Origin of the sequence: Rhodovulum viride, assembly GCF_003265965.1 — a bacterium.
In the GTDB taxonomy this organism is placed as follows: domain Bacteria; phylum Pseudomonadota; class Alphaproteobacteria; order Rhodobacterales; family Rhodobacteraceae; genus Rhodovulum; species Rhodovulum kholense.
In genome coordinates this window covers 103,194-115,324 of record NZ_MUAV01000004.1, presented here as the reverse complement: position 1 = coordinate 115,324, position 12,131 = coordinate 103,194, and the positions used below count along the sequence as shown (strand labels likewise).

7 protein-coding genes and 1 tRNA gene are annotated in these 12,131 nt (G+C 68.0%); 5 read left to right on the top strand and 3 right to left on the bottom strand.

The features are described from left to right. Nucleotides 1–110 precede the first annotated feature (110 nt). Nucleotides 111–884, top strand: a complete 774-nt coding sequence (gene truA / locus BYZ73_RS04585) for a tRNA pseudouridine(38-40) synthase TruA (protein ID WP_112315067.1) — start codon at nucleotides 111–113, stop codon at nucleotides 882–884. A gap of 162 nt (nucleotides 885–1,046) precedes the next feature. Here truA and BYZ73_RS04580 read toward each other — a convergent pair whose 3' ends face one another. Further along, nucleotides 1,047–2,678 carry an alpha-D-glucose phosphate-specific phosphoglucomutase gene (locus BYZ73_RS04580; RefSeq protein ID WP_112315066.1) on the bottom strand — a complete coding sequence of 544 codons (1,632 nt, stop codon included), beginning with the start codon at nucleotides 2,676–2,678 and terminating at the stop codon, nucleotides 1,047–1,049. A 212-nt stretch (nucleotides 2,679–2,890) separates the two neighbouring features. Between BYZ73_RS04580 and BYZ73_RS04575 the strand changes: the two genes are divergently transcribed. Continuing rightward, nucleotides 2,891–4,525, top strand: coding sequence for an acyl-CoA dehydrogenase family protein (locus BYZ73_RS04575; protein ID WP_112315065.1), 1,635 nt, complete (start codon nucleotides 2,891–2,893; stop codon nucleotides 4,523–4,525). Between the two features lie 118 nt (nucleotides 4,526–4,643). Here the strand turns inward: BYZ73_RS04575 and BYZ73_RS04570 are convergent, their stop codons facing one another. Further along, complete coding sequence (locus BYZ73_RS04570) at nucleotides 4,644–5,963, bottom strand: ATP-binding protein (protein ID WP_425440028.1); 1,320 nt, start codon at nucleotides 5,961–5,963, stop codon at nucleotides 4,644–4,646. 43 nt (nucleotides 5,964–6,006) lie between these two features. Here BYZ73_RS04570 and BYZ73_RS04565 point away from each other — a divergent pair, with 43 nt between their 5' ends. The 3 genes from BYZ73_RS04565 (at nucleotide 6,007) to BYZ73_RS04555 (ending at nucleotide 7,885) form a co-directional block, all read left to right on the top strand. After that, the gene (locus tag BYZ73_RS04565) at nucleotides 6,007–6,936 is read left to right on the top strand and encodes an MBL fold metallo-hydrolase (protein ID WP_112315064.1); all 930 of its coding nucleotides are present in this window, start codon (nucleotides 6,007–6,009) and stop codon (nucleotides 6,934–6,936) included. An 80-nt stretch (nucleotides 6,937–7,016) separates the two neighbouring features. After that, a tRNA-Asn gene (locus BYZ73_RS04560) sits at nucleotides 7,017–7,091 on the top strand. A gap of 158 nt (nucleotides 7,092–7,249) precedes the next feature. Beyond that, a complete protein-coding gene (locus tag BYZ73_RS04555; RefSeq protein ID WP_112315063.1) occupies nucleotides 7,250–7,885 on the top strand; it encodes a hypothetical protein in 636 nt (211 codons plus the stop codon). Between the two features lie 237 nt (nucleotides 7,886–8,122). On the opposite strand, the gene BYZ73_RS04550 is transcribed toward BYZ73_RS04555, so the two are convergent. After that, nucleotides 8,123–11,794: a vitamin B12-dependent ribonucleotide reductase gene (locus tag BYZ73_RS04550; protein ID WP_112315062.1), complete on the bottom strand. Its 3,672-nt coding sequence runs from the start codon at nucleotides 11,792–11,794 to the stop codon at nucleotides 8,123–8,125. Between the last annotated feature and the right edge of the window lie 337 nt (nucleotides 11,795–12,131).

Sequence of the window (12,131 nt, the reverse complement as noted above, 5' to 3'; positions counted from 1 at the left end):
CCGGACGCTCCTTTCGAAGTCCGGGTGACAGTTAATCATGCCGCGCCGCCGCTGCCAGCCCCCCGGAGTGCCGATTGCCAAGGAAGGATTGTCGCGGTAACCGGGGCGTCATGCCCCGCTATGCGCTGAAGATCGAATATGACGGCACGCCGTTTTCCGGCTGGCAACGCCAGGCCGACCGCGCGTCGGTGCAAGGCGCGGTCGAGGCGGCGCTGGCGCGGCTGGAACAGGGCGTGCCCTCGATCGCGGCGGCGGGGCGGACCGATGCGGGCGTCCATGCGCTGGGTCAGGTCGCCCATTGCGACCTAACAAAGGACTGGGACCCGTTCCGGCTGTCGGAGGCGCTGAACCACCATCTGAAACCGCATCCGGTCGCGGTGGTGGACTGCGCGCGCGTGCCGGACGATTTCCATGCCCGGTTCTCGGCGGTCGAGCGGCGCTATCTCTTCCGCCTCGTCTCGCGCCGGGCCCCGCTGGTGCATGACCGGGGCCAGGTCTGGCGCGTAAGTCACGATCTGGACCTCGCGCCGATGCAGGCGGCCGCGCGCCACCTGCTGGGACGGCACGACTTCACCACCTTCCGCGCCTCGCTCTGCCAAGCGGCCTCGCCGGTCAAGACGCTCGACGCGCTCGATATCGAGGACATGCCCTATCCCGGCGGCCGCGAGTTTCGCTTTCACGTCCGCGCCCGCAGTTTCCTGCACAATCAGGTGCGCAGCTTCGTCGGCACGCTCGAACGGGTCGGCGCGGGCGCCTGGGCCCCCGAAGACGTCAAGGCAGCCCTCGAGGCGCGCGACCGCGCGGCCTGCGGCCCGGTCTGCCCGCCCGGCGGGCTCTACCTCGCCGCGGTCGGCTATCCGACGGACCCTTTCGCGCAGGAGTGACCCTCAGGATTTGGGTATTTTTGCCAAGAAGAAGCAGCGGCGCAGGCCCCTTCTTCTTGGTCTCAATACCTCCGCCGGAGGCGCGCGCGCGTCAGCGCGCGCCCGGCCCAACGCGGCCCAAGCGGGGGCGCAGCCCCCGTGCCGGGGCCGGGGCGGGAGAGCTCAGGTCCGCACATCCGGTTCGCTGCGGCCGGTCCGGGCACGGATGCCAGCGATCTCGTCGGCCGCAGAGATGACATCGGCCAGAACCTCTTCGACCGGCAGTTCCAGCCGGGCCGGGTCGTCGACAAAGTCTTCCAGATAGACCCGAAGCGTCGCCCCCACCGTGCCGGTGCCCGACAGCCGGTAGACGATCCGGGCGCCGCCCTCGAAATGGATGCGAATCCCCTGCCCCGTGCTGCGCGCCCCGTCGACCGGATCGTCATAGGCGAATTCGTCCGCCATCTCGATACGCCGCCCGGCAAAGCTCTGGCCAGGCAGGTCCTCCAGCCGTCCGCGCAGTGCCTCAAGCATCGCCTCGGCCTTGTCCTTGTCGACCGCCTCGTAATCGTGCCGGGTGTAGTAGTTGCGCCCGTAGGCCCGCCAATGCGCGCGCATTGTGTCGGCCACCGACAGCCGGGTTCCGGCCAGCACGTTCAGCCACAGCAGCACCGCCCAAAGCCCGTCCTTCTCGCGCACATGATCGGACCCGGTGCCGGCACTTTCCTCGCCGCAGAGCGTCGCCCGCCCGGCATCGAGCAGATTGCCGAAGAACTTCCAGCCCGTGGGCGTCTCGTAGCAGTCGATCCCCAGCGCCTCGGCGACCCGGTCGACGGCGCGCGAGGTCGGCATCGACCGCGCCACGCCCGAGAGCCCGCGCGCATAGCCCGGAGCCAGCGCCGCATTCGCCGCCAGCACGGCCAGACTGTCCGAGGGCGTGACCACGATGCCGCGCCCCAGGATCATGTTGCGGTCACCGTCCCCGTCCGACGCGGCGGCGAAATCGGGCGCCTCGGGTCCCATCACCAGATCGACCAGCGGCTTGGCCCAGATCGGGTTCGGGTCGGGGTGCCCGCCGCCGAAATCCGGGCTTGGCAGCGCATTGATCACGCTGCCCTCGGGCGCGCCCAGCGCGCCTTCGAGAATCGCTTTGGCATAAGGCCCCGTCACCGCATGCATCGCATCGAAGCAGAGCGTGAAGCCGCCCGCGATCAGCCGCCTTATGGCGTCGAAATCGAAGAGGCTTTCCATCAGCTCGGCATAATCCGCGACCGGGTCCACCACCTCGACCACCGTCTCGCCCAGCTTGATCTCGCCCGGCACCGACAGGTCCAGATCCTGTGCCTCGAGGATGTCGTAGGACGCGATCGTGCGGGTCGCCTCGAAGATGCGGTTCGTCACCTCCTCGGGCGCGGGGCCGCCATTCGGGGTATTGAACTTCACCCCGAAATCCTCGTCCGGCCCGCCCGGGTTGTGGCTGGCCGACAGGATGATGCCGCCATCTGTGCCGCGCTTGCGGATCAGGTTCGAGGCCGCGGGCGTCGACAAAAGCGCCCCCTGCCCCACGATGATCCGCGCCGCGCCGCCCGCCGCGGCCATGCGCAGGATCACCTGCGCCGCACGGTCGTTGAAATAGCGCCCGTCGCCGCCCAGAACCAGCGTCTTGCCTGCGACCCCGCCAATGGCGGTGAAGATCGACTGGACGAAATTCTCCAGGTAATGCGGCCCCATTAAGACCGGGGTCTTCTTCCTCAGCCCCGATGTGCCGGGTTTCTGGCCTTCGATCGGGGTGGTCTCGACGGTGATTTTCTGCATGAGGGTCCGCTCTCCCGTGGCACTGGCTTCGCGCGGCGGAGCATAGCGGCCCTGCGCCCGGCCACAAGCCGATCCGCCGCGGCGCGGCAAGGTGAGCGGCGGAGCGCGGGCGCAAAAATGGAAAGAATGCGGCGGAACCCGCACGGGCTCCGCCACCGGGAAGGCTTGGCAGGATCCCGCCGCAATGCCTATCCTTCGGCGTGGAGGACCCCATGCCGATCCTGCCGCCCTCAGCCTCTGCGGCCCCTTGCGAGGTCCGCAACCAGCCGCCCGACCGGGGCGATGTCGACCTCTGGACCAGCGATCCCGCGCTTCGCGAGGCCGTCGCCCGCGCGGGCGCGCCAGCGGCCCCCCTGGCGGTCTACGGCCGAGAGATGGGCCGCGCCGAGATGCGCGCCGCCGGGCGGGCAGCCAACCGGAACGCCCCCGAACTCGTGCCCCGCGACAGCGCCGGGCAAACGCTCGACGAGGTGCGATTCGACCCCGGCTGGCATTGCCTGATGCGCACCAGCATCGGTGCAGGCTATGCCGCGCTGCCCTGGGAGGGCGGGCCGGCCGGGCATGCCGCCCATGCCGCAATGGTCTACATGGCCGCGCAGATCGAGCCCGGGCATTGCTGCCCGCTGACCATGACGTATGCCGCCCATCCCGCTCTGGCCGCCTCGGACGCGCTGGCCGCCGCCTGGCAGCCGCTGCTGGCCTCGCGCCGCTACGACCCGGCGCCGCGGCCCCTCGCCGAAAAACAGGGCGCGACGCTGGGGATGGCCCTGACCGAAACGCAGGGCGGGTCGGACCTGCGCGCGACCGCCACGCGGGCCGAGCCGGATGGCGAGGCCTGGCGGCTGACCGGGCACAAGTGGTTCTGTTCGGCCCCGATGTCGGACGGCTTCCTGACGCTTGCCCGGGCGCCGGGCGGGCTGACCTGCTTTCTGGTGCCGCGGTGGCTGCCCGGCGAAGGCAACGCGATCCGCCTGTTGCGCCTGAAGGACAAGCTCGGCAACCGGTCCAATGCCTCGGCCGAGATCGAATACGACCGGGCCCTGGCCTGGCAGCTGGGCGAGATCGGCGATGGCATCCGCACGATCCTGACGATGGTGCACCACACCCGGCTGGATACCGCCCTGGCGCCTGCGGGCCTGATGCGCGCGGCGCTGTCCGAGGCGCATCACTGGGTCGCCTATCGCACCGCCTTTCAGAAGCGGCTGATCGACCAGCCGCTGATGCGCGCCGTTCTGGCCGATCTGGCGCTCGATGTCGAAGGCGCGGTCGCGCTGGGGCTTCGGGTCGCCGCGGCCGTCGACCGCGCCCGGGACGGGGAGGCAGAGGCCGCGCTGGCCCGGATCGCTGTGGCTCTGGCCAAGTTCCAGACCAACAAGCAGGCCCCCGCGATGATCGCCGAGGCGATGGAGGTGCTTGGCGGCAACGGCTATATCGAGGACTGCCCGCTGCCGATGCTCTACCGCGAAGCCCCGCTGAACGGCATCTGGGAAGGCTCGGCCAATGTGATCTGCCTCGATATCCTGCGCACGCTGGCCCGCGAACCGCTGGCCGCCGACGCCCTGGCCGCGGAACTGCACGCGGCGGCCGGGGCCGACCGGCTTTACGATGCCGAATTGCGCGCTCATGCCGCGCGCTGGCCGGGCTTGCCGAACGAGGCCGAGGCACGCTGGTACGCCGAACAGACCGCGCTTTTGCTGACGGCGTCCGTCCTGTTGCGCGGCGCCCCCGATGCGGTGGCCGAGGCCTTCATCGCCACCCGGCTCGGCGCCCGGCGTGGCCGCGCGGCCGGCGCCTTCGGGCGCCGCGAAAGCGGCGCGCTGCTCGACCGGCTGGGGCCTTCCGCCTAAGCCTGACGGCTTCGCATCCTGTTGCCGTCTGCAAGGCGGTTTCGGGCTGCAACTTCCGGCCTGTTTCCTGGCCCGACACCGGCCGCCCCATCGAAGGGGCGGCGCCTGGGCGGCGGCTCTAGCGCGCCAGAACCAGATCGGCCCGCAGCCCGCCCAGCCGCGCACTGGTGCCCAGATGCAAGGCCCCGCCATGGCCGCGCGCGATATCGGCGGCAATCGCGAGACCCAGTCCGGCACCCGAGCCCCGGTTCTGGTTGCGCGACTCGTCCAGCCGCTGGAAGGGCTGCATCGCCAGCTCGCGCTGATCCTCCGGAATGCCCGGCCCGTCATCCTCGACCGTGAAGACCAGCGCCCCGGGCCGAAGGTACAGCGACAGCGCCACCCGGGTGCCGTGCCGCAGCCCGTTGTCGATGAGGTTCTGCAAGGCCCGCTCGACCGCCATCGGCCGCAGCGAGGCCCGTTGGCCGCGCGGCAGGGCGCCCAGCTCGACCGTCCCCTCCGCCGCCCCGGCGCGCTGCGCGACACGGTCCAGCAGAGCGGCCGGATCGACCTCCTCGGGATCGTCCAGCGCATCGGCGCGCGAGAAGTCGAGGAAGGTGTCGATCATCCGCCCCATGTCGTTGATGTCGCGCAGCATCGCCCGGGTTTCCGGCGTGTCCTCGGCCATCGACAGTTCCAGCTTGAGCCGGGTCAGCGGCGTCCGCAGATCGTGGCTGACCCCCGACAGCATCAGCGTGCGCTGTTCGATCTGGCGTTCGATCCGGGCGCGCATGTCGAGAAAGGCACGCCCCGCGGCCCGCACCTCGGTCGCGCCCGAGGGCCGGTAGGGAATCGGGCGCCCCTTGCCGAAGGCGTCGGCGGCACGGGCCAGGCGCCGGATCGGGCGCAATTGGTTGCGCAGGAACAGGAAGGCAATCAGCGTCATCAGCGCACTGGTGAAGACCATCAGCACGAGCAGTTGATGCGGGTTCGAGGCCGAGACCCGACCGCGGTTGAACGACACCTCCATCGGCCCCTTGCCAGTCTCGATGCCGACCCAGACCCGCGAAGTGTCGGTCGCAAGGTCGATCCCGGTGAAGCCCGGCAGCCCCCGGCGCAGGGTCTCGGTCACGGTCTCGCCCGAGAGGTCGTAGAATCGCCGACTTTCGTCCTGCGGCGCCTCGGCCGGCAGCGTCAGCCCCAGCCCCAGCGGCCGGGCCACGGCGCCGGCTTCGGTCCGCGCCTGGGCAAGGTCGGGCGCCGCATCGACGATCCGGGTCAGATAGGCCAGCTCCAGCACCAGCGCCCGGGTCATCTGCTGGGTGACATCGGCGAAGTGGCGCTGGATGAAGACCACCGAGACCACCAGCTGGATGGTCACGATCGGCACGATCAGAATCAGCGCGGCCCGGCCGTAGAGCCCCCGCGGCAGCACCCGTTTGATCCAGCGGTCCACCATGCTAGAGCCATATCGGCAGCGCCTTCGCGACGAAAGAGGAATGATGGACGACTCCTTCGCCCCCGAGCCCTTTGCCCCCGAACCCGGCCGGGCCGACCGGCTTGCGCCCGGGCTGCGCCGCGTGCTGGCCCCCAACCCCTCGCCGATGACCTTCCGCGGCACCAACAGCTACATTCTCGGCGAAGGCGAGGTCGCGGTGATCGACCCCGGCCCGGCCTCGCCGTCGCATCTCGCCGCACTTCTGGCCGCGCTCGCCCCCGGCGAGCGGGTGAACCGGATCATCGTCACCCATTCCCATCTCGATCATTCCGCGCTGTCCCGCCCGCTGGCTGAGGCGACCGGCGCCCCGGTCCTGGCCTTCGGCGACAGCCGCGCGGGCCGCCGCGCCGATCTGGCGGCGCTTGAGGGGCTCGGCGGCGGCGAGGGCGTCGATGCCGGATTTGCCCCGGACGAGACGCTTGCCGACGGCGCCATCATCGAGGGCGCGGGCTGGACGCTGACCGCCCTGCACACGCCGGGCCATATGGGCAATCACCTTTGCTTCGCCTGGAGCGGGCTCGCGCCCGACGAGGGCGCGCTTTTCACCGGCGATCACGTGATGGGCTGGGCCAGCTCTATGGTTTCGCCGCCCGATGGCGATCTCGGCGCCTTCATGGTCTCGCTGGACCGGCTCGCCGCCCGGCCCGAGCGGCGTCTCTTTCCGGCCCATGGCGCCCCGGTGCCCGACGGTCCCGGCCGGATCGCGGCGCTCGCCGCCCACCGCCGCGCCCGCGCCGCCCGCATCCTTGACGAGCTGTCCCGGGGTCCGGCCACGCCCGCCGCGCTTGCCCGCGCGGTCTACACCGACACGCCCGCGGCCCTCCTGCCTGCCGCGACCCGCAACGTCCTGGCCCATCTCATTGATCTGGCGGATCATTCCCTGGCGACCCCGGACGGCGCCCTGTCCGCCGATGCGCTCTGGCAGCGTATCTGAGAGCCCCCGCGATCCGCGTGCATTTTTTCCGCAAGACCCTCTGGACGCCACTGAATCGACTTGCTATATCGCCCCCCAGTTCCGGCGTAGCTCAGCGGTAGAGCAGTTGACTGTTAATCAATTGGTCGTAGGTTCGATCCCTACCGCCGGAGCCATATATCTTGCCCATACCGCTACGATTGCGGGCAAGATCATGACTAATACCAATAAAATCAACATCCTACCTCAAATGCTCGGTTGAGCATTCACCCGTACAGACCCGACAACACGTTTGACCTAGCGGTCAAAAATCGGTCAAACGCAGGGGTCGGCCATGCCACACCAGAAGATCACGCAGGCGCTTGTTGACGGCCTGCCCTACCCGGATTCCGGGACGTTGTGGGTTCATGATACCGAACTCGCAGGGGTCAACCTGTCCATCGGTCAGCGCACGAAAACCTACTACGCCGCAGGCGAGCACGGGAACCACTTCATCCGCGTGAAGATCGGCCGCGCCGACGTGACGAAGGCGAACGTGGCGCGCGGTTGCGCCCGACCGAAGTCCTCGCGATGCACTGGGACCAGGTTAACCTCGACGCGGGCAAGGTCTGGTTCGGCATGGGTGGCGCGGCGGTCGCCCGTCATGCGCCAGCTCCATGCCGCTGGCGAGAAGCTCTTCGTCGACCATGCCGACGCCAGGATCGAGGGGGCTTGCCCCGAAACGGGCGAGGTCCGGCAGGCGCAGCCCTTCGTGACGGCTCCAGCGCCTCGCCAGACCGCCCCCGCCGGCTTGCAGTTACCCACAAGGGTCCTCCGGGACCTTTGCGGAGCGGGCGTCTTCAACGAGGTCGGCCAGGCGGGAGAAGCCGCTTCATACGACTGTTGTCCATGGTGGCGGGTCGGAAGCGCGGTCAAGATGGCCTGCGGGACGTGCGATCGCCCTGACGCAGAACTCGAGGTCGCGAGGTGAGGGCGGGGCCGTTCGTCTCCAGGATTCAAGCGCATCCTTTCGCCCATGGAAATGCTGAGGCGGGGATCGACCCCGCGATTTCCTCAGAAACATCCGACAGTCCTGAAAAAATACACGAACTGCGGGGTTCCGAACTCAGGGAAGGCCAGCCCGGCTGGAACAGACTCCCCCCCCAAAGCGGGACAAACTGGCCCGATTTGGGAGGAACTTTAGCCGGAGCGACACATTTACTCGGTCTTAGCTGCAGCCGCTCGTCGCACCGCAGGTGTTGCACTTCATGCAGGTGCCGTTCCGAACCAGCGTGTAGTTGCCGCATTCGCCGCAGGGATCGCCCTCGTAGCCCTGCATCTTGGCCTTGACGCGTGCGTCCATCGGCACCGTACCGGTGGCAAGCGCCGTGGCCGCCCCGGAGGCCGGGCCCGCGGCGGGCAGCGCGGCCGCCGTGTCGATGCTGCTGGCGAAGGCCACCGCCCCCATGCCGCCCTGCAAGACCACCAGCTCCTGCGGCAGGCGCTTGCGCAGATAGCCGGTCGAACTGATCTGCTTGAGCACCTCCAGCGATTTCGACGCTGCGCTGTCCGAGATCGGGGCGACATTGGCCTTGCCCTCTTCATGGCCGTTGCCCAATTCCTCGAAGGCCGCGCCCTGGGGTTTGACATGGGCCAGATCGGTCCGGTCGAGATAGCTGACCGCCAGTTCGCGGAAGATGTAGTCGAGGATCGAGGTCGCGTTCTTGATCGAGTCGTTGCCCTGCACGACGCCCGCGGGCTCGAACCGGGTGAAGGTGAAGGCCTCGACGAATTCCTCGAGCGGCACGCCGTATTGCAGGCCCACGGACACGGCGATGGCGAAGTTGTTCATCATCGCCCGGAAGCCCGCGCCCTCCTTGTGCATGTCGATGAAGATCTCGCCCAGCGTCCCGTCCTGATATTCGCCGGTGCGCAGATAGACCTTGTGGCCGCCGATGATCGCCTTCTGGGTATAGCCCTTGCGCCGGGTCGGCAGCTTTTCGCGGTGGCTGCGGACGATCTCCTTGACCACCACCTTCTCGACGATCTTCTCGGCGATGACCTGCGCCTTCTCGGCCGGGGTGCCGGTCGCCAGGATCTCTTCGGCCTCCTCGTCATCCTCGACAAGCGCCGAGGCCAGCGGCTGGCTGAGCTTGGACCCGTCGCGGTAAAGCGCATTGGCCTTCACCCCCAGCGACCAGCTGAGTTCATAGGCCGACAGGCAATCCTCGATGCTGGCGTCGTTGGGCATGTTGATCGTCTTCGAGATCGCGCCCGAGATGAAGCTTTGCGCGGCCGCCATCATCTTGATGTGGCTGTCGACGCTGAGGAAGCGCTTGCCCTTCTTGCCGCAGGGATTGGCGCAGTCGAAGACCGGGTAATGTTCGGGCTTGAGATGCGGCGCGCCTTCCAGCGTCATCGTCCCGCAGACATGGTCGTTGGCAGCTTCGATATCGGCCCGACTGAAGCCCAGATGGCGCAACAGGTCGAAGCCCGGATCGGCCATCTTGGCGGCCGGGATGCCCAGCACACGGGTGCAGAATTCCTCGCCCAGGGTCCACTGGTTGAAGACGAAGCGGATGTCGAAGGCCGAGGGCAGCGCCGCCTCGATCTTGTCGATCTCGGCCTGACCGAAGCCATGGCCGATCAGCGAGGTATGGTTGATGCCGGGGCAGTTGCCGAGCGTGCCATGGCCCACCGCATGGCCGATGATTTCCTCGATCTGGGCAGGTCCATAGCCCAGCGCCTCGAGCGCGGCCGGGACCGAGCGGTTGATGATCTTGAAATAGCCGCCGCCCGCGAGCTTCTTGAACTTGACCAGCGCGAAATCGGGCTCGATCCCGGTGGTGTCGCAATCCATCACCAGACCGATGGTGCCCGTCGGCGCGATCACCGAGACCTGGGCGTTGCGGAAACCATGTTTCTCGCCCAGCGCCAGCGCCTCGTCCCAGGCCGACATCGCCATCTCGACCAGCCGTTCGTCGGGGCAGTTGACGTGATCGAGCGGCACCGGCGGCACGGCAAGCCCGTCATAACCCTTGGCCTTGCCCCAGGCGGCGTTGCGGTGGTTGCGGATCACCCGCAGCATGGAGGCGGCATTGCGCTTGTGGCCCGGGAAGGCACCCAGCTCGCCCGCGATCTCGGCCGAAGTGGCATAGGCGATGCCGGTCAGAACGGCGGTCAGCGCGCCGCACAGCGCCCGACCCTCGTCACTGTCATAGCCGAGGCCCATGGTCATCAGAAGCCCGCCGATATTGGCATAGCCAAGCCCCAGCGTGCGGAAATCGTAGGACAGACGCGCGATTTCCTTCGACGGGAACTGCGCCATCATCACCGAGATTTCCAGCGTCAGCGTCCAGAGCCGGGTGGCATGGGCATAATCCTCGGCCTGGAACGCGCCGTCGCCCCAGAAGGTCAGCAGGTTCATCGAGGCGAGGTTACAGGCCGTATCGTCGAGGAACATGTATTCCGAGCACGGGTTCGAGGCGCGGATCTCGCCATCGGCCGGGCAGGTGTGCCAGGCGTTGATGGTGTCATGGAACTGGATGCCCGGATCGGCGCAGGACCAGGCGGCGTGGCCCACCTGGCTCCACAACTCGCGGGCCTTGACGGTCTTGGCGACCTTGCCGTCGGTCCGCCGGACCAGTTCCCAATCTGCGTCCTCGCGGACCGCCTTCAGGAAGGCGTCGGTCACGCGGACCGAGTTGTTGGAATTCTGGCCCGACACCGTGGCATAGGCCTCGCTGTCCCAATCGGTGTCATAGGTGGGGAACTCGATCGAGGAATACCCCTGGCGCGCGTAATCGAGCACGCGCTTGACATAGGCTTCGGGCAGCATCGCCTTCTTGGCGGCCCGGATCGCGGCCTTCAGGCCGTCATTCTTGCCCGGGTCGAAGGCCGCATCGGCATTGCCGTCCCAAACGCGGATCGCATCGAAGATCGCGTTCAGGTGCTTTTCATGGGTCTTGGAGCCCGCCACGAGGCTCGCGACCTTCTGTTCCTCGATGACCTTCCAGTTGATGAAGGACTCGATGTCTGGGTGATCCATGTCGCAGATCACCATCTTCGCTGCTCGACGGGTCGTACCGCCCGACTTGATTGCGCCCGCGGCCCGGTCGCCGATCCGAAGGAAGCCCATCAGACCCGAGGACTTGCCCCCGCCCGACAGGGCCTCGCCCTCGGCGCGGAGCGACGAGAAGTTGGTGCCGGTGCCCGAGCCGTACTTGAACAGCCGCGCCTCGCGGACCCAGAGGTCCATGATGCCGCCCTCGTTCACCAGATCGTCCTTGATCGACTGGATGAAGCAGGCATGGGGCTGCGGGTGTTCATAGGCCGAACCCGACTTGGTCAGCTTGCCCGACTTGTAGTCGACGTAGTAATGCCCCTGCCCCGGACCGTCGATGCCATAGGCCCAGTGCAGCCCGGTATTGAACCATTGCGGGCTGTTGGGCGCGGCCATCTGGGTCGCCAGCATGTAGCGCATCTCGTCGTAATAGGCGCGGGCATCGTCCTCGGTGGTGAAATAGCCGCCCTTCCAGCCCCAATAGGTCCAGGCGCCGGCCATCCGGTCGAAGACCTGCCGCGCCGAGGTCTCGCCGCCGAAGCGCGCATCCTCGGGGAGGGCTTCCAGCTCGTCCGTATCGGGCACGGACCGCCACAAGAAGGCGGGCACGCCCTCTTCGGGCACGCGGGCCAGCCGCGCCGGGACGCCCGCCTTGCGGAAATATTTCTGCGCGATCACGTCGCTTGCGACCTGGCTCCAGCCCGCGGGGACCTCCACCTCATCGAGCCGGAACACCACCTTGCCGTCCGGATTGCGAATCTCCGACGTCGTCGAGACGAACTCGAGCGCCCCGTAGGCGCCGGTTTCTTCGGTGGTGAATTTGCGTTCGATCTTCATGGATCTGCCCCGTATCCCGTATTTTTCTGTCCGGGCGCCGCGAGAGCGTCGCGTGCCCGTCTGCCAAGCTGTCTGCCGTCAGGCAAAGGCATGCTCTCCTCCGACGGCCGTGCCGCCGGACCGGACGTGCCCGCCATCTCGCGTGCTGAATGCCTTTGGTCCTGTCCCGCCGAGGCGCTGTTCCCGACCCTCGGTCGAGCCACTAGATCTAGTGTTGCCCCGCCCAGCCCATACAAATTGACGGAAAATTAGGGGATTGGTCAACGCGATTCTTGCGCCGAAGGCCAAGTTTTTGGGGTTGACTGGGCGGCTGACCACAAGGGCTTGAGTCATCCAC